Annotated in this window: 14 protein-coding genes; 6 read left to right on the top strand and 8 right to left on the bottom strand. The window is 42.3% G+C overall.

The window, feature by feature from the left end; translation table 11 throughout:
- Window positions 1-41: 41 nt before the first annotated feature.
- From LX64_RS03145 to LX64_RS03115, 7 genes are all read right to left on the bottom strand, one after another.
- Window positions 42-1334: an ABC transporter permease gene (locus tag LX64_RS03145; RefSeq protein WP_111596137.1), complete on the bottom strand. Its 1293-nt coding sequence runs from the start codon at window positions 1332-1334 to the stop codon at window positions 42-44.
- A gap of 10 nt (window positions 1335-1344) precedes the next feature.
- The gene (locus LX64_RS03140) at window positions 1345-2091 is read right to left on the bottom strand and encodes an ABC transporter ATP-binding protein (protein ID WP_245952526.1); all 747 of its coding nucleotides are present in this window, start codon (window positions 2089-2091) and stop codon (window positions 1345-1347) included.
- A 4-nt stretch (window positions 2092-2095) separates the two neighbouring features.
- The gene (locus LX64_RS03135; protein ID WP_245952525.1) at window positions 2096-3133 is read right to left on the bottom strand and encodes a BtrH N-terminal domain-containing protein; all 1038 of its coding nucleotides are present in this window, start codon (window positions 3131-3133) and stop codon (window positions 2096-2098) included.
- 6 nt (window positions 3134-3139) lie between these two features.
- On the bottom strand, window positions 3140-3538 hold the full coding sequence (locus LX64_RS03130; RefSeq protein ID WP_111596136.1) for a hypothetical protein: 399 nt from the start codon (window positions 3536-3538) through the stop codon (window positions 3140-3142).
- Window positions 3539-3709: 171 nt separating this feature from the next.
- A complete protein-coding gene (locus LX64_RS03125) occupies window positions 3710-4846 on the bottom strand; it encodes a beta-ketoacyl-ACP synthase III (RefSeq protein WP_111596135.1) in 1137 nt (378 codons plus the stop codon).
- A gap of 127 nt (window positions 4847-4973) precedes the next feature.
- Window positions 4974-5900 (bottom strand): hypothetical protein, encoded by a 927-nt coding sequence (locus LX64_RS03120; RefSeq protein WP_111596134.1) that lies wholly within the window; start codon window positions 5898-5900, stop codon window positions 4974-4976.
- A gap of 308 nt (window positions 5901-6208) precedes the next feature.
- Window positions 6209-6934 (bottom strand): head GIN domain-containing protein, encoded by a 726-nt coding sequence (locus LX64_RS03115; RefSeq protein ID WP_111596133.1) that lies wholly within the window; start codon window positions 6932-6934, stop codon window positions 6209-6211.
- 273 nt (window positions 6935-7207) lie between these two features.
- Between LX64_RS03115 and guaA the strand changes: the two genes are divergently transcribed.
- The 3 genes from guaA (at window position 7208) to LX64_RS03100 (ending at window position 11365) form a co-directional block, all read left to right on the top strand.
- Window positions 7208-8746 (top strand): glutamine-hydrolyzing GMP synthase, encoded by a 1539-nt coding sequence (guaA, locus tag LX64_RS03110; protein ID WP_111596132.1) that lies wholly within the window; start codon window positions 7208-7210, stop codon window positions 8744-8746.
- Between the two features lie 111 nt (window positions 8747-8857).
- Entirely contained in the window at window positions 8858-10171 is a 1314-nt protein-coding gene (locus LX64_RS03105; protein WP_111596131.1) for an ABC transporter substrate-binding protein, read from the top strand.
- Window positions 10172-10552: 381 nt separating this feature from the next.
- Window positions 10553-11365: a sulfite exporter TauE/SafE family protein gene (locus LX64_RS03100; RefSeq protein ID WP_111596130.1), complete on the top strand. Its 813-nt coding sequence runs from the start codon at window positions 10553-10555 to the stop codon at window positions 11363-11365.
- Between the two features lie 480 nt (window positions 11366-11845).
- Here the strand turns inward: LX64_RS03100 and LX64_RS03095 are convergent, their stop codons facing one another.
- Window positions 11846-13174 carry an NCS2 family permease gene (locus LX64_RS03095; protein WP_111596129.1) on the bottom strand — a complete coding sequence of 443 codons (1329 nt, stop codon included), beginning with the start codon at window positions 13172-13174 and terminating at the stop codon, window positions 11846-11848.
- A 63-nt stretch (window positions 13175-13237) separates the two neighbouring features.
- On the opposite strand from LX64_RS03095, the gene LX64_RS03090 reads away from it, so the two are divergent.
- The 3 genes from LX64_RS03090 to LX64_RS03080 all read left to right on the top strand — a co-directional run bounded on the left by LX64_RS03090 (window position 13238) and on the right by LX64_RS03080 (window position 18054).
- On the top strand, window positions 13238-15685 hold the full coding sequence (locus LX64_RS03090) for a ligase-associated DNA damage response DEXH box helicase (RefSeq protein WP_245952524.1): 2448 nt from the start codon (window positions 13238-13240) through the stop codon (window positions 15683-15685).
- Between the two features lie 58 nt (window positions 15686-15743).
- Complete coding sequence (gene pdeM / locus LX64_RS03085) at window positions 15744-16394, top strand: ligase-associated DNA damage response endonuclease PdeM (RefSeq protein WP_111596127.1); 651 nt, start codon at window positions 15744-15746, stop codon at window positions 16392-16394.
- Window positions 16395-16521: 127 nt separating this feature from the next.
- Window positions 16522-18054 (top strand): aspartyl protease family protein, encoded by a 1533-nt coding sequence (locus LX64_RS03080; RefSeq protein WP_111596126.1) that lies wholly within the window; start codon window positions 16522-16524, stop codon window positions 18052-18054.
- Window positions 18055-18304: the final 250 nt, after the last annotated feature.

Genomic DNA, 18304 nt, shown 5'->3' with positions numbered 1-18304 from the left:
TAAAATAAAGGTTTAAAGGTTTATCCCGATGTGTAACTTGCTTACGCAATACGTCTTTTCTCAACCCAAGCCGCGATGCCTAACATTGCTAAACTTAAGCCAATTAAACGACCGATATCCGGCAATATCTTCCACAAGTTGCCACCTCTTAAATAAATATCATTAATGGCATCCAGTCCCCAACTAAGCGGCGACATTCGGCCAAACATTTGTATATGTTCCGGCATAATTTCTAACGGTATCCAAATACCGCCGATAGCCGATAAAATCACGATCGAAATTGCGCCAAAGTTCAAGGCTTGGTTCGGTGTTTTGAACAAGGTACCCACCAAAATACCATACGCTGTAGCGGCAAAACCAATACTTACAGCCGTAGCAAAGGAGGCAATATGATCGTGCCCTAATACTAATTTGGGCAATCCCATTAACGGTAAAAGGTAAATACCAACGAGGATCATTAAGTAGAATTGCACTACACAAATACCCACGAAGAATAACATTTTACCTGCTAAGATAGCCAAGTATGAACCCGGGATTAATTTCATTCGCAATAAACTACCGTCTTCTCTTTCGCGGATCATGTTGCCGGCGATTGGAATAACGATGAAGAACATGGCGAATATGCTCCATGCTGGCACGTTGTGCTGTACAGAATTCGAAACAACATCGATCTGTTTGTGATCGGTTGTTGTTGCTACTTCTTTTAAGCCTACTGCTTTCAACTGTATGGCTGGGAAGCTATCTTGTGCTGTAGAATCCTTGCTTTTTAATTGCATCTGGATTCTTTCTAACAGCATGTTTGTTTCTACTTGTGTAAGGAAGTTGTCGAGCGATTGATGGATCGCACTTTTGAAGGTTTTCTTCGCAGCGGGATCGAAGTATATCCAAACATTCAGCGAGTCTTGCTTTTCTTTTACAGGCAATTGGCTACTCATACCCATGCGTTGCACAAGGTTATTCACAATGCTGTTCGCGTTACTCACGATGTTGGCGGTGGCACCTTTGGGAATAACGATCGCGATTTTATAATCGCCATCATTTACCTTCTTCAAGGCTACTGCTTGCGTTAATACTTCGCCGTTCAGTGTGTCGATAATATTGAATTGACCGCTAGCGCTTAAGCCTTCTTTGATGTGCTTCGCCAACCGGCCTTGGTCGTTATCGACTGTTAATATATCGAACTTTACTTCCTGGTAATCTTTAAAAGGAGCGTCTTGAATAACCGCCATTACGGTAATAAGCACAACAGGCATAATAAATAACAATGCCAATCCTGCTTTGTCCCGCGTAAGCAGGAACCATTCTTTCCGTAATGTTGCTAATAATCTTAACACCTAAAATATTTTAATCGCGTACCGCTTCACCCGTGTAGTGTAAGAACACATCTTCGAGGTTGCGGCATTCGTTTAATGTTTGAATTAATATACCTGGTTCGCCTTGTACCAATACTTTTCCTTCGTCCATAATCACTACCTCGTCGCAAATCTGTTGTGCTTCTTCCAGTAAATGCGAGGTATACAAAACGCTGTTGCCTTTTGCATTGTATTCACGCAAGAAACGGAGAATCATGCTGCGCGACTGTACGTCTACGCCTGCTGTTGGTTCATCGAGGATCAGTAATTCGGGGTCGTGTAAAATCGCGGCAATAATATTGGTGCGACGTTTCATACCACCGGAGAATTTGATCACTTCTTTATGGGCGGCTTTTTCCAGGCCGAAAGCTTCGAGGTAATCAAGAATTTTGCCGCGGAGGGATTTTCCTTTTAGGCCATATAAATTCCCGAAGTACACGAGGTTTTCATACGCGGTTAATTGCGGGAACAAAGCGATTTGTTGGGGTACAATACCCATTACGCGCTTTACCTGCTCCCTATGCGAAGCATCTTGCGATAGCCCGCAAACAGTTACTTCCCCGCTGCTAGCTTTTACAATACCGCAAAGTATACTAATCGTAGTGGTTTTACCGGCACCGTTCGGACCGAGTAAACCCACGATCTTCCCTTCCGGAAAACTAAATGATAATCCTTGCAAAGTGGGTTGTAAGGCCCCTGCGTAAGTTTTATACAAGTTTTTTACTACGATACTGTTCACAACACTACAATTTTACCTTCGACAATTTTGTAAAAAACTGCTGCTCTCCTTCTGCCACGTGCATCAGCAATTGGCTAAGGTTCACAAATGCATTTTGATCTACTGTGCGCGCTTTACACACACGGCCGGCTTCGAAAGCGAAATTCCGCCACTCGTCGCCCACAGCCGTTAGCGATTGCGCCAAGTTTCTCAGTTCATCGTTTTGCAACTTGATGCCGGCTTCTTGAAGAAACGCGGCATACATAAACCTGAAACCGGCACCACCGGTACCGATCTCTTCTTGCATACGAATAATATTACCTAAGAACAAAGCAGCCTTACGCTCGCCCAGTTCTGGATATTTCACAATTTTCTTCGATAAATAACGAATCCCTTTAATACCCAGCATTGGAAATGGCACCTTCAACATGAAGTTGCAAGTTTGCTCGATACCTTGTTTAACGGGTTTGCGGAAATCGACTTGTGAAGGCACGTGGCTTACATGATACATACGACCTTTCGGCTCTGGGTATCCTTTAGCAAAACGTGCTTGCGCTAAGCTTTCCGGGTCAATTTTAGCAGGACCTTCCATTACAGGATCGCTCACCAAGTATTCGTTACCTTCTTTGCCGAACACAACGAGGTTGTGGGCGTTAAAATGAAAACGGTATGCTTGGGGGAGGTAGGGCAAATAGTATACACTGGATTGCATACCTACCGGGATGTTAGCCGCAACAGCTTGGTCGAGAGCGGCCATAGCTTTTTGCGGGTTGGAGAACTTCTCCGAGTGTACTTGTACACCTAAGCGTTTGCACACTTTATTTAGAATACCACTAGGCCATATGCGGTAAGTGGTACCAGGAATGCCATTCACTTTTACAAACGGTAGATGCCCGAAGAATATACCACTACCAATACCGAAAGCCATAGGCTCGCTAATTTGCAAGCCATTGTGACGAAGTAGGTTCGACACAACACCGCTTTCGCAGTGGGCTGATTGTACGTGGTTAAACTGCTGGTTCATCTTGTTGTTGATTGCACCAGGTGCTGCTGTTTGCATCATCTGATTTTATTTTACTTGCAACAATTCTTGTACGCTGATTTGAAAAGCAGCGGCATAACGTTGCAACATTTTATCACTTAGTTTATTAAAATTTGCCGGTTTGAAGTGGCGTTTAACTTGCCATTGAAACTTACCGACGTGCCCTGCTAGGATGCTGATATCCATAAGGCTTTTTTCCATGTAATAAGCAATGGGGCTTACTTCACCTTGTAGCACTTTTTCTTTCGCTTGTGCAATTCTATCGTTCACTTCATCCCATGCTTGCGCCATGGCAACATTCTCCGGTTCCCAACCTACGCTGGGTACTTTCACGTAATCGCCATCGTTATCCACTGCGTAAAACAATTGTTTAAATGTTTGTTTGTGCAGGTCGTTATTATCCTGCGGAACTTCATCTTTTTTCATGTTTGCAGTTTTACGGGCTTAAAATTACATTTTATATAAAATAGAAGGAGCCGCCAATTGGCTCCTTCTATTTGTATGCAATATGTTTAGGAGGTAAATGTTGTTGCTAAGCTGATGCTGTAATACGTGCTATTGATTCCTGCTAAAACCTGTTGGTGTAGGCCGTGCTGATTAAACGACTGTAATTTGAGCATAAGAATAGGAGAAGCGGGCACTTTCTGGTACCATCAAAATAATCTTCTGTCCTTTCTTCAATTTACCTGTATTTAGCAATTCTTCCAACATCAGGTATGGCGACGCAGTACCTACGTTACCTACCTTCGTAAGGTTGGTGAACCATTTTTCTTGCGGAACGTATCCACCTTGTTTCTTCATTTCTTCATCAATTTTCATGCGGAAAAATTCGGAAGACAAGTGCGGGAGGAAGAAGTCGATTTCATCGACCTTAATATTATGTTTTTCAACGAGTTCTACCCACCATTTAGCACCGATAGGAACGATGTTTTTACCGAGCATTTTGGTGTCTTGCTTGAAAGAAAAGGCGCTATTGGCAGCCCATTCTTCCGGGGTCATATCAACCCAACCTTTCACATTACCATCCTCTTCTTTGATAGCACCGGCGTACATACAAGTTTCGTACTCGTTTGCGTAAGAAGCAATTTCTACCCAATCTACACGTAAGCTAAGGCCATCTTCGTTAGGTTTATCTTGGAAGAGGGCGGCACAAGCACCATCGGAGAGCATCCAGCGTAAGAAATCTTTTTCAAACGCGATAATAGGATTGCCTTCAATTTCGTGAACGATAGCGGTTTCGGGTTCAAACTTAGTTGCTTGCATCCAGGTGGATAATCTTTCAGAGCCGGTAGAAACGGCATTGGAAGTGTTACCACATTTGATGCTCATGTATGCGTATTTAAAAGCTTGCATACCGGCAGCACATGCACCGGTTGCAGATAATAGTTCTACGGGTTGGCATTTTAACAAGCCGTGTACCATTACAGCGTGGTTAGGTAGTAATTGGTCGGGTGAAGTAGTGCCACAAGCCAATAACTCGAGTTGTTCGATTGGAAATTTATTATCGAATAGGTTTCTTACTGCCTCTGCCGTCATAGATGCGTTGGTGTGCGTAATATTACCTTCTTTATCCATCGCGTAATAGCGTGTTTTGATCTTGTTACTGTTCAAAACGATTGCCCTGGCGCGAGATGGCTTGCCATCGATCTTACCCAGGATGCTTTCCATTTCGTCATTCCCGACTGGCTCATTAGGTAAACATTTTGCGAGCCTAGTGATAAAAACTTCTTTCATGACAGGTTTTAAAAAGTTAAAGCGGCCGTAAATATATAATACTAAACGGATATACTGTAAACGCGGGTCTTATTCTTTCCACGAAAGTTACATTCACTGTAGCAAGTATGGTGCTAACTACAAAAATTTAGGCTTTCCTAAGTTCAATTCCCTTGTAATAGGCTACTTCTTCGTTTAATTGTTTCTTTTTTGTAATAAGTGTTATTAAAGCAGATAAAGCTGATATAGGTGATAATATGATAACCGCAATTGGCAATAGATTCCTGTATAATGAAACACGTCCTTGTCGTGATGGTGCTGCCGGGCCTCCTTTATCGCTGATAAACTTCGCGAAAAACTTGAACGGTTTTGTACCCCGGTTCTCCAGCACTACTAAACTGGGCAATACTTCCGCGGCGCCAAGTTGTACTAGCTCCGCTTGCAATGTATCCATCTTATTGTTCTCCAATGCTGCTACAATTGGTGCAGCAAATCTGTCACAAGCCTTTATATCTTCTTCCTGCACCCCGGCCGGTGGCAAAATAAAATGACCATCTTTCTTTCCTTTAAACGCCCATCGCTGGATCGTAAATAAAGAAACCAAGTTGTGATTTTTATCTACCAAGGCAATATTACCTACCAATGTAGCACCCGCAGCCGACAAGTAACGTTTAATCGCTTCTTGGGCATTGAGCCACATATTACGGCAACCCGACACGGTTAGCACACGCTTTCCTTTTAATATACTTTTACCTTCTTCACTTTGTAAAAAGCCAGCAACGGGCTGAGAAGGCGATAAGAACCAAGGGGTATATCCTAAAATGACCAAGTCGAAATGCTCATCGGCACTTACACCAATGTATTTAACAGCCCTTGGCCGGGCCAACACACATTCGGGCATCGCATCAAAAAACTGTTGCTTTTTCCAGGGGAATGGGAAGGGCTCTACCGGCTCTATTAGCTTATATACAATCGATGCTTTGTGCTGAAATGGAGCCACAATGGTATCGATAATTTGCTTGAGCTGGCCACTTTGTGAGTAGTATACAACCAGTATCTTCAGTTGTTGGTTCATTATATAGGATTCCTGTTCTCGATTCAAGCTGTAAACTTACAAAAATCTTAACTAGTGTATAATTATTTTTTTAATAAGTTATAACATAGAACATTCACCAGCAAAGACTCCGGATCAATTAACAAACAAATTGTCATGCCCTGGTTTCCTGCATTGAACGCTCTAAAGTTGTGCAATTATAGGCGTAGTTTTCACTACAATTGGCTTCAATATCCTACGAATTCTCCGTTTCACCTAATTTTTTTGCCAAAAACAAAAAGAGGCAAACCATGTTGCCTCCCTTTGCCTAACTTAAACTAAATGTACAATTATGATTTTCTAACACTACCTGAACCCGATACTTTCGTGTTCACACTGGGTGAACCAGAATATTTCACATCGCCGCTGCCAGAAATCCTAACATTCAAGCCTACGCTTGCATGACAATCTACATCGCCACTGCCGGAAATCTGTACATCCGCGTTTTCAGATAATAAATTTTTTGCATTTACATCACCGCTACCGCTGATAGAAATATCAACATTTTTGGTAGAGCCACCTACTACTAAGTCGCCAGAACCCGTTAATACCGCTTTTACATTAGGTGCTTTGAACTTAGCGTTCAAGTTGCCAGAGCCGGTTAATTTAACCGTTACGTTGCTGTTCGAAGTGAATTCGTCTTTCACGATCATGTCGCCGCTACCGGTTAAAGAAACACCTTCCAAGTTTGGTGTAGTAATATATACTTTAATGTCTTTATGCGTGTTGTAGCTAACACCGCGTTTAGTACCAATTTTCAACTCACCACCTTCTACTTTAATTTCTAATAAAGGGATGATATTGCTTTCGCCTTCTACCACAACACTTACCGTATTGCCTTTAGTTACGATGGCATCTGTAGAACCTAAAAGCGCGATAGAATTGAAGCTACCAACGCTAATATTTTGTTTAACAACGTCGCCATTGCCGGTTACTCGTTGGCCGATAGCATCGCAGCTGGTTAATACGCTAGCTAGGAGCATTAATAAGAGGGGTAATCTAAATAAGAGTTTCATATCCTGGTTTTTAAATGCGTTAAGTGTTTTTAAAATTTTGCACCGCAATGGGCGATGTTTTGGTATTTATATTAAGGTAACAGGTTTTAAAGAATGGTTGCACAAGTCGGCCAATTTTTTTTGAAAAAAGTTGGGGAAGGGTAGTTGCTGGGTGGAAAAATGGGCGGCATTGGGATGGAAATTCTACCTAAAACCCTCATCTACACAACAAAACGCTAAATTTTCCGTTCCGCCAATTTTTAATCTTTAAACTCTCATTATCTTTGCACCACCATGACAGAAAAGATTTTGATCCTCGACTTCGGTTCCCAGTACACGCAATTGATTGCAAGATGCATTAGGGAGCTTAATGTATATTGTGAAATTCAGCCGTGCTTAAAGCCTGTAGAAATTGATTCCAGCGTAAAAGGCATTATTTTATCGGGTAGCCCGTTTTCAGTAAACGATCCGAATGCACCTAAAGTTGATATTACAGCTTTGGCAGCGCAAGTACCGGTTTTGGGTATTTGCTACGGCGCACAGCACATGGCACAATACTTCGGCGGTGAAGTAGCAAAAAGTAATCACCGCGAATACGGTCGTGCTACCATGGAACATTCCGACAAAGAGGAGAAATTGTTCTACGATATCTCTGAAAAAAGCCAAGTTTGGATGAGCCATGCCGATACGATTGTTCGTATCCCGGAAGCGTTTGAAGTAGTTGCGACTACCGAAAACATCCCGGTAGCAGCTTTCAAATGCAGCACTTTAACTACCCACCCTATCTTCGGTTTACAATTCCACCCGGAAGTAACCCACTCTATCGAGGGTAAACAAATTATCCGCAACTTCCTCGTTCATATCTGTGGCATTTCCCAAGATTGGACACCGGCAGCCTTCGTTCAAGAAACGATCGAGCGCATTAAGCAAGAAGTAGGCGATAAAAAAGTAGTAATGGCACTTAGTGGCGGTGTAGATTCTACCGTAGCGGCAGAATTGATCCACAAAGCCATTGGTGATAAATTATATTGCATTTTCGTAGATAACGGTCTTTTACGTAAAAACGAGTTCGAATCTGTACTCGAATCTTACAAGCACATGGGCTTGAACGTAAAAGGTGTGAATGCGAAAGATTTATTCTACGGTGAATTGAAAGGAGTAACCGATCCTGAAACTAAACGTAAGATCATCGGCCGCTTATTCATCGAAGTATTCCAACAAGAAGCCAATGAATTAAAAGATATCGCGTTCTTAGGTCAAGGTACCATTTACCCGGATGTAATTGAATCTGTTAGCGTAAACGGTCCTTCTGCTACCATTAAATCTCACCATAACGTAGGTGGTTTACCAGAGAAAATGAACATGAAATTGGTAGAACCATTGCGTTTCTTGTTCAAAGACGAGGTACGCCGTGTAGGTAAAGAAATTGGTATCAGCGATATTTTCTTAGCACGCCATCCTTTCCCAGGACCAGGCTTAGCCATCCGTATCTTGGGTGAAATTACCCCAGAGAAAGTAGCCTTGTTGCAAGAAGCAGATGCAGTATATATCGACGGGTTACGTGAAAGCAACTTGTACAACCAAGTTTGGCAAGCAGGTACTATCTTGTTGCCGGTACAAAGCGTAGGCGTTATGGGCGATGAACGTACATACGAGTTTACAGTAGCCTTAAGAGCAGTTACCTCTTTAGATGGTATGACAGCCGACTGGGCACATTTACCGTACGAGTTCTTAGCCAAGGTTTCTAACGATATCATTAACAAGGTGAAAGGAATTAACCGCGTGGTGTATGATATTAGTTCTAAACCACCGGCAACGATCGAGTGGGAATAATTTAACATACGAACGATATGCAATGGCAACAGTACTTTCAAGGCTGTTGCCATTATCTTTATAACCCGTTTCGCCTTAAAAGAGGAACGATTTTTGTAATTGAAGCACGCTATGAATCGAATAAAACTGTTACACAGCTTGCTGGCATGCATGGTTTTCTGCATGATGATGGCTGCGTGTAAAACGGCTAAAGTCAGCACGCAAACACCTACGCCACAAGTAGTTAAGAAGCCTACTACCGAAGAAAAGAAAGAAGAAAAGAAGCCGACCGTTAAAGCTCCTTTCAACGTACCTGCGTTCGCGAAAGAAGTAAAAAGAAATAGTTACAATATCGCTGTATTTGCCCCTTTATACTTGGATTCGGTATTTGCTAATTCGCTCGACATCCCCGGCCGCGTAATGCCCCGTTACGTATTGCCAGGCCTCGAATTCTACGAAGGTGTACAGCTCGCCCTCGATACCCTCCAAAAACAAGGCTACAAATTCAACGTATTTGTATACGATTCCAAAGCCAAGCAAAACGACCCTGCCCAATTGATTAAAGCTAAACAATTGGAAAGCATCGACTTAATTATCGGCTCTGTATCTACACCCGAGATTAAAGTACTGAGCGATTTTGCGAAGCAGAAAGAAATCAACTTTGTATCTGCCACCTACCCTAATGATGGTGGTATTACCGAGAACCCATTCTTATTTATTGGTAATAGTACCCTTAAATCACACTCAGATGCAATTCAAGAGTATGTACAAAGAGGCTACGCTAATAAGAACATACTCGTTTTCAGAAGAAACAGTGCCTTAGAATCGCGCATTGCCGCCGACATTAAAGCAGCACACGATGCCATGCAATATGATAAAAAGGCCCGCATCCGGGAAGTAGTATGGAATGAAAACATGACAGAAACGGAATTGTCGCAGTATTTATTAACCGACAGGCCAAACTTGTGCATCATCGCAGCTTTGGATGAAGCAGGTGCTAAAACCATTCTCCGTAAATTAAGTGCGCAATCATCTACTTACCCTATGCAGATCTTTGGTATGCCTACTTGGGACGTGATGAAGTTCAAAGAACCGGAATTCAACGGTTTAACTATTTACTACAGCAGCCCGTACTACAACGATAAAAACGATGCTTTCAGCAAGTATATCACGGAAAATTTCCGCAAAACTTACCGTGCCCGTCCTTCAGACAATGCATTTAAAGGATTCGAGTTTACGTATTACTTCGCGAAATTATTGGGAAGGAGTGGTGTTTACTTTAATAAAGATGTAAATGACTCGCCTTATAAAGTATTTACGAACTTCAATTTCCAGCCTATTTACTTGAAACAGGGCGAGGAACAGCCAGATTATTTCGAGAATAAGAATATTTATATCATCCAAAAAGGTGATAGTGCCGACTACAAAATGAACGCAATACAATAATTGCGCATATATAAAAAGCTTACACCGCCCGAGAATTCAGCATTCCGGGCGGTTTTTTATTGCACGCAAACTCGGTAATCCATATAGTGTTGGTAGACTATACATACTAATAATCAATAAGTTATAAATTTCAAACCGTACTAGAAATCCAAAAATTATTTAACTTTACTTTTAAATTGGCACACCAAAACAAGGCTATACACCTATTGCGGTGCCCCCGTTATACCTAGTACACTAGTCATAACAACCCATCATTTATTTAACCGAACCATTAAAAGAGGTTGCCAATCAACGTGGCAGCTTATCTTTCCTATAATGTTGCATCGTAAATATTGGTTTGGGTATATACATTTTTCACGGAAAACTATTCTAACGGCTTATATGCAACATGGCATTTTTTTGATTGGTTTAGGGTTTTTGATTGGCACATTCGGAACATTGATAGGCGCAGGCGGTGGATTTATTTTGGTACCCATCCTGTTGTTTATGTTCCCAGATATGCCGGCGGATGTACTAACCAGTATTTCCTTAGCAGTCGTATTTTTAAATGCCACCTCTGGTTCTTTTGCTTATGCCCGCATGAAGCGGATTGATTATAAATCGGCGATTTACTTTGCCGTGGCTACTTTACCGGGATCAGTTTTAGGCGCCCTGTTAACGAGCGTTATTTCCCGCCATGTTTTCAACATGATCTTAGGAGCTTTGCTGATTGTGATTTCCGTGTTTTTATTTGTAAAACCGGCACAAGGAGCATACGCGCACTTCTTCAACCGGGGTAAATTAGCCCAGCGTAGTATTACCGATAGTAATGGGCATGTACATACCTTCCAATTTAACTTGTGGGTAGGTATTGTTATTAGCTTCTTAGTTGGATTCTTATCCAGTTTGCTGGGTATTGGCGGTGGTATTATCCACGTACCGGCCTTGGTGAGTTTACTGGATTTCCCGATCCATATTGCCACAGCTACTTCTCACTTTATTTTAGCCATCATGGCCTTGAGTGGAACGATCGTTCACATGATTCAAGGTAGCTTCTGGGAAGGTTGGCAAATGGCGGTTTACATCGGCATAGGTGTAGTAGCCGGTGCACAATTAGGGGCTGGCCTATCGCATAAAGTGAAACCGAAACGTATTATTATGTTCCTTGCCGCGGCATTACTGCTGGTGGGGATTCGCTTGTTATTCACCCATTAAGATTTTTCTTTTGATGTTTTGTTTGGAAACACCGGTTATGCCGGTGTTTTTTTATTGGAGCCGGTGAAGAAAAGAATAAGCTTGATTGGAGTTGTATATGGGTGATAATAGGGTAATAATAGGGAGAGAATAGGCTGAAGATAGGGTGAGGATAGGGTGGAGATAGGCAAACTACATGGAATTACTTGGTATTTACATGGAACTTACATGGAAACTACTTAGAAACTACATGGTAGGTACTTGATAAGTACTTGAAAACAGCCTAAAGATAATTTACAGTTAATAGGTAGAAAATTGGGGTAATGATAAGCATATAAGGGAATGTATTTGATATATATTAGATAAAAGCGTTTTCAACTTCATTTCAACCTAGCATTATCAAAAGAAGCACCTTATAAGGCTATATGCGACTGGTATTCAAAACCCCATTAAGCCATCAGCATAACGGGGTTACAAGTAACATATCATCAAAAAGCACACCTAATGCACCAAAAAACTCAATATAAACAGCACAAATAGTACATACATGATTGTGCTAATTTCCTTCACACGACCCGTTAATACCTTCAACAGCACATACGACAGCATCCCAAACACAATACCATGTGCAATGCTATAAGTATAAGGCATCATGGCAATGGTTAAAAAGGCAGGCAAAGCCTCGGTAATATCATCGAATTTTATTTCGGTTACAGCACTCATCATCAACATGCCCACAATAATTAAAGCAGGGGCCGTTGCTGCAGCAGGAATCATGGCAAATAATGGGGCAAAAAATAAGGCTAACAGGAACATGCCCGATACGGTAAGGGCCGTTAAGCCTGTTTTACCACCGGCAGCAATACCACTGGCACTTTCAACATACGCCGTTACTACGCTTGTACCCAGCAGGGCACCGGCTGTGGTGCCTACGGCATCTGCTAGTAAGGCCTGCTTTGCACGTGGCAATTTACCATCGGCTGTTAATAAACCTGCTTTATGACAAAGCCCGATTAAGGTCCCAACAGTATCGAAAAGGTTGATCATGAGCAAGGTGAACAAGATCACGACCATTTTTAAGGTAAATATTTCGCTGAATTGTAATTGGAACGCGATGGGTTTTATACTAGGCGGCCAACCAATAAGGTGACCACCTGCCGGCCAAATAGTTATACCCAATGGAATACCTATAATCGTAGCTACCACAATCCCAATCAGCAAAGCCGCATTCACTTTTCTATACATCAACACAGCACTTACAATCAACCCAATTAGCGCAATCATGGGGCCCGTAGCAGTAATATCACCCATTTTAAGAATTACACCGTCGAGCTTTCCATCACCCACATACTTCATTCCCGTTTCAATAACACCGGCATTCGACATACCAATTAAGGCAATCAATAACCCAATCCCTACCGATATCGCGTGCTTCAAATTATCCGGAATACTGTTAATAATTGCTTCCCGGATGCTAAAGAGCGATAGGAATATAAAAATGATCCCTTCTAAGAAAACAGCCGTTAGCGCAAATTGCCAACTATACCCCATCGATAACACCACTGTGTATGCGAAAAAAGCATTCAAGCCCATGCCCGGCGCCAAGCCTATAGGTAATTTAGCTACCACGGCCATTACAAAGGTTCCGATGGCGGCCGCTAATGCTGTGGCGGTGATTAAGGCATTGAAATCCATGCCTGTTTTGGACAATATGATGGGATTCACCACGAGGATGTAAGCCATGGTGGAAAAGGTAGTCAGCCCAGCTAATACCTCCTTCTTAATAGTTGTATTGTGTTGTTTGATTTGAAAAAACGACGATATACTCATCCTGCAAAAATATAGCTTTTCTATACAGTGGCTAGGTTCGCATTTTGATGTAATTTTATAATGATGTCGAACTCGAAAGGATGGAATATTATTACGGAATGGTTGGCGCAGAAAGGACAGCAGCCGTTCGCGTTCCAAGAAGAAGCATGGGAACATTTGCTCCACGGGCGCTCTGGCCTTGTGAATGCACCAACAGGTTTTGGTAAAACTTTCTCCCTATTTCTCGGTGCTTTGATTGAATGGATCGACGCACATCCTACCACTTATCAACAGCAACAAAATAACGGCTTACAATTAATTTGGATTACGCCCTTGCGCGCGTTGGCAAAAGATATTGGTCGTGCTATGGAAGAAGTGATTGCTGAATTGAATATATCATGGAAAGTAGGCATCCGGAGCGGCGATACGTCTACCCAAACACGTAAGGCTCAGCAGGTGCAAATGCCGGAAGTATTAATTATTACCCCGGAAAGCATGCATATTTTACTTTCGCAAAAAGGTTACCCCAAATATTTTAAACACTTACGCACCGTGGTATGCGACGAATGGCATGAGCTTCTCGGCAGCAAACGCGGCGTAATGGTAGAACTTGCGCTTTCGCGTTTAAGAACCCTATCACCTGGTTTACGTACTTGGGGCATATCGGCTACTATTGGCAACCTCGACGAGGCCATGCAAGTGCTACTAGGCCCGGGAAACACGGATGGTATGATTGTAAAGGCAGATCTTCACAAGCAAATTGAGCTGCACAGTATTATTCCCCCGGAAATTGAAAAGTACCCATGGGCAGGACATATGGGGTTGAAATTATTACACCAAGCGATCCCGATTATCGAGGAAAGTAGAACCACTTTACTATTCACCAATACCCGGATGATGGCAGAAATGTGGTACCAAGAGATCTTACGCTTATACCCCGAGTTTGCGGGTTTAATAGCCCTCCACCATGGTTCTATCGACGCGGAATTGCGTATGTGGGTAGAAGAAGCTTTGCATAACGGGGTATTGAAACTAGTTGTGTGTACATCGAGTTTGGATTTAGGTGTTGACTTTCGACCAGTAGATACCGTAATACAAGTGGGCAGCCCGAAAGGTGTAGCGCGTTTCTTGCAAAGGGCTGGGCGTAGCGGCCACTCGCCTAACGAAGTGAGCAAGATTTGGTTTCTGCCTACACATGCATTGGAACTAGTGGAAGCTGCGGCATTGAAAACCGCGATGAAAGAAGAAGTAGTAGAAAGCAGGCAGCCGGTGATGTTAGCATGGGATGTGCTGTTGCAATACTTAGTTACATTAGGTGTTTCCGATGGGTTCGATCCAGCAATTGCTTTCGACGAAGTAAAGAGCACCTTCTGCTTTCAAGATATTGAACATGACGAATGGCTATGGATTCTTTCCTTCCTCACAACCGGTGGCGAAGCCTTATATCAATACGATGAGTTTAAGAAATTAGAGATAACGGAAGAAGGATTATATGCTTGTTTGAGTAGGAAAATTTCTATGCGTCACCGTTTACATATCGGCACCATTGTGAGTGATGCGATGTTGAAAGTGAAGTTTATGACGGGTGGTTATATTGGGGTGATTGAAGAAGGATTTATTTCGAGGCTTTCGCCGGGAGATTTCTTTACACTAAGTGGTAGAAGGTTGGAGTATGTGATGATTAAAGACATGACGGTATTAGTTCGCAAAGCAGGTCCGGGTAAGAGTATTGTGCCTAGTTGGAATGGTGGGCGCGTACCTTTATCGGCGAACCTTGGGCATATGTTGCGTGCGAAATTCAACGAAGCATCCAAAGCCGCTAAGAGTAAAGACATTGAAATAAAATCGTTATCACCCTTATTCGAACTGCAAAATTTCTTGTCGTACATTCCCCGGGAAGATGAATTATTGATTGAAAATATTTATACGAAAGATGGCCACCATTTATTTGTATATCCATTTGAAGGTCGTTTAGTACACGAGGTAATGGCAGCCTTGTTGGCGTACAGAATTAGTCAATTGACGCCAATCACCTTTTCCATTGCGATGAATGATTATGGATTCGAGCTACTATCCGACCAGCCGATACCATTAACACAGGAAAATGCCCATCAATTGCTGGGCATGGAGAACTTGATGATTGACTTACAAACGAGCGTTAACGCTACCGAAATGGCGAAGCGGAAGTTCAGAGATATTGCCGTGATTGCGGGATTAATTTTCCAAGGGTTCCCTGGTAAACATAAAGCGAATCGACATTTACAATCATCTTCCTCACTCCTATTCAACGTGTTCAAAGATTACGATCCTCAAAACTTGTTATTACGGCAAGCATTCAACGAAGCCTTCTTTTACCAAATGGAAGAAGCACGCTTACGCGAGGCATTGGAAAGGATTTCACACAGTAAAATTATCCTTACAACCCCTACAAAACTAACCCCCTTCTGTTTCCCAATAAAAGTGGATAGTTTGCGCGAAACCTTAACCAGCGAGAAATTAGCCGATCGTATTAAACGCATGACATTAGAATAATAATTGGCAACAAACAATATATGTTAGCCGTTCTAAATTCCCTTAATTTTGCCCCGCAATGGGCGAAACTTACTTTTCATACAAGGATCAAAAATGGTGTTTATCGGCGCAACGAGCGATATATTGGGAAGACGAAAAAGCCTTACTGATAGCAGATTTACATTGTGGAAAATCGGCGCACTTTAGAAGAGAAGGCATTGCTGTGCCAGCCAACTTAGTGCAAGAAGATTTGTTCCGTTTACAACGATTGATTACCCAGTTTTCACCTTCGCAATTGATTATTGTAGGAGACATGTTTCACAGTACGTACAACAACGATGTGGAATATTTTAATACTTGGCGACACCAGTTTCCCCATATCCAGGTTCACCTAGTAAATGGCAACCACGATATTATGCCTACGGATGTATACGTTCGTTTGGGCATACAACAGCACGATCATTTAAACATCCGCAATATTCACTTCTCGCACGACCCGGCTTTGCATGCAGCTGGGGAGGCACAATACGTAATGTCGGGCCATGTGCACCCTGGCGTAACCATGTACGGGGCCGGCAAGCAAGCCTTACGCTTACCTTGTTTTTACTTCGGCGAGGAATACGCGTTATTACCTGCCTTTAGTGCATTTACAGGATTATATAGCATAAAACCCGCGAAAGATGAGCCATTATTTGTGTTAGCCGATGGTGAAGTGATTCGCATGCAATAAAAAACATTGTATTTTCTTCCCTTTCCCAGTAAGAATTTCCGCTGATTGTGCAAATTTTGTATGAATGGTTGTTGAATTGACTGAATAGTTAATTAGTTTGCACCCTCAAGAACCATTAAAAAAAAGTATGCACCACCAACCATTAACATGGCCTTCCCGCCAAGGGATGAGGCTATGCCGTATGCTTATTATCCTGGCTGTAGGTATTTTTTCTCTACAACCGGCATCGGCACAATCAGACAAAGTAATACAAACATTAACCACAGCTTTTCAAACCCGCAATGCCGACACACTTAAATCTTTGCTCGGCGAACATTTCAGCGTAAGTGTTTACAGTAACCCAAATGCTTTCCGCATGCTCAAACAAATTTTCGATAAGCAACCGGCTTTGCAGAAAATGGAGTTGTTACAAACCTTACCTGGAAAAGAGGGTACGCAATTACAAGTAAAATATTACTTCGAGAAGCAAACACCTACTGTATCTAATATCTTATTGGATAAAGATGGTAAAATCGACCGAGTTCGTTTATTCGACCAATTATATGGCGCGAAGCTAGATACCACTGCGCACGAAGTGGGCGTTATCCCGTTCGTGATGGAGAACAAGAAAATTGTAGTACAGATTAAGATTAATAACCATCCTAAAGTATTACGCATGTTGTTCGATACCGGTGCCGATGGTGTTGGGTTGAAGAAAGAAGTAGCCGATGAATTGGGTTTAACAGGAAGCCGCGAGCAGCAAACAAGCATTGTTGGTGGCTCAGCAAAAATTACTATCAGCGAAAACAACATACTACACTTAGCAGAAGGTATCCAGCTGGAACGTTCTAATATCGCCATTTTCCCTAAGTATGATGGCGAGTTAGATGGATTATTTGGGGGTAACGTGATGCGCAAATACTCGGTATGTATTGACTTTGACAAATCGGTGTTACGATTATACACGCAAGGAGAAATAGCTTACCCGAAAGGTGGGTTTTATTTACCGCTTGTATATAGAGGCACACCTGAAATTGCGACCGGTATTAACATTCGTGGTACCGAACACTTGGCACACTTAGCATTTGATACAGGCGCTGGCTATAATGTGATTTTATTTGGACCATATGTACACAATAAAAATCTTATGGAGCGTTTTAGAGTGGAATCGTATAGCCAGAACATCAGCTTTGGTCATACTACCAAAACAGCTATGGGTAAGATTGATACGATTACACTGGGCGCTACAAAAATCCCGGCCTTACAAGGTAGTTTGCAGCAGTACGAAGAGGGAGATGAACGCTGGTCGCCAATGAGTGATGGAAGTTTGGGTATTGATGTGATTAAGCAATTCAATATTTACATCAATGCCGGCATGCGTGAATTCTATTTGATTCCCAACAATAACTTTGGGTATCCCGGTGATTTTTGGATGGCACAAGTGCAATACGGTTTTGAAGATGGTAAACTAAAAGTTATGCGTATTTATCCCGACTCCCCGGCAGCTACAGCAGGTCTTGCGGAAGGAGATGAAGTACAATTGATCAATAATATTAAACCACTTGCTTTCAAGAATATTGCAACGATAGAACAATATCAACGCGAGTGGAAACGTCAACCAATTAACATCACTGTTAAGAGAGAAGGTAAAACGCAGCAGCTGAAAATAGCCAGCATGTAGTTTGTTTTGTAGTAATCAATAATAGCACGTTTCTTATTATAGAAACGTGCTTTTTTGTTTTTGGGAGTACCGGGGTGGGAATCGGCCATACTAATTTCAGGTACATCCTAGTGTGTTACTTTCTTTGCTCGCCAAAGAAAGTAACCAAAGAAAGGCGAAAAACGCCCCGTGAACGACGGGGGCGTTTTATCGGAGCATTGATGAGGCTGTGGAGGTACTGTGCTGCCGGGCTTGGGTTCGTTGATTATGA

Source organism: Chitinophaga skermanii (assembly GCF_003259335.1).
In the GTDB taxonomy this organism is placed as follows: domain Bacteria; phylum Bacteroidota; class Bacteroidia; order Chitinophagales; family Chitinophagaceae; genus Chitinophaga; species Chitinophaga skermanii.
This window is presented reverse-complemented; position numbering and strand designations above follow the sequence as displayed.

Bases quoted from the DNA above. Each gene is read 5' to 3' on its own strand.
- LX64_RS03100 (WP_111596130.1), top strand. From the start codon at position 10,553: ATGCAACATGGCATTTTTTTGATTGGTTTAGGGTTTTTGATTGGCACA.
- LX64_RS03115 (WP_111596133.1), bottom strand. From the start codon at position 6,934: ATGAAACTCTTATTTAGATTACCCCTCTTATTAATGCTCCTAGCTAGC.
- pdeM (WP_111596127.1), top strand. From the start codon at position 15,744: ATGGGCGAAACTTACTTTTCATACAAGGATCAAAAATGGTGTTTATCG.
- LX64_RS03135 (WP_245952525.1), bottom strand. From the start codon at position 3,133: ATGATGCAAACAGCAGCACCTGGTGCAATCAACAACAAGATGAACCAG.
- LX64_RS03120 (WP_111596134.1), bottom strand. From the start codon at position 5,900: ATGAACCAACAACTGAAGATACTGGTTGTATACTACTCACAAAGTGGC.
- LX64_RS03105 (WP_111596131.1), top strand. From the start codon at position 8,858: ATGAATCGAATAAAACTGTTACACAGCTTGCTGGCATGCATGGTTTTC.
- LX64_RS03130 (WP_111596136.1), bottom strand. From the start codon at position 3,538: ATGAAAAAAGATGAAGTTCCGCAGGATAATAACGACCTGCACAAACAA.
- LX64_RS03090 (WP_245952524.1), top strand. From the start codon at position 13,238: ATGTCGAACTCGAAAGGATGGAATATTATTACGGAATGGTTGGCGCAG.
- LX64_RS03080 (WP_111596126.1), top strand. From the start codon at position 16,522: ATGCACCACCAACCATTAACATGGCCTTCCCGCCAAGGGATGAGGCTA.
- LX64_RS03095 (WP_111596129.1), bottom strand. From the start codon at position 13,174: ATGAGTATATCGTCGTTTTTTCAAATCAAACAACACAATACAACTATT.
- guaA (WP_111596132.1), top strand. From the start codon at position 7,208: ATGACAGAAAAGATTTTGATCCTCGACTTCGGTTCCCAGTACACGCAA.
- LX64_RS03125 (WP_111596135.1), bottom strand. From the start codon at position 4,846: ATGAAAGAAGTTTTTATCACTAGGCTCGCAAAATGTTTACCTAATGAG.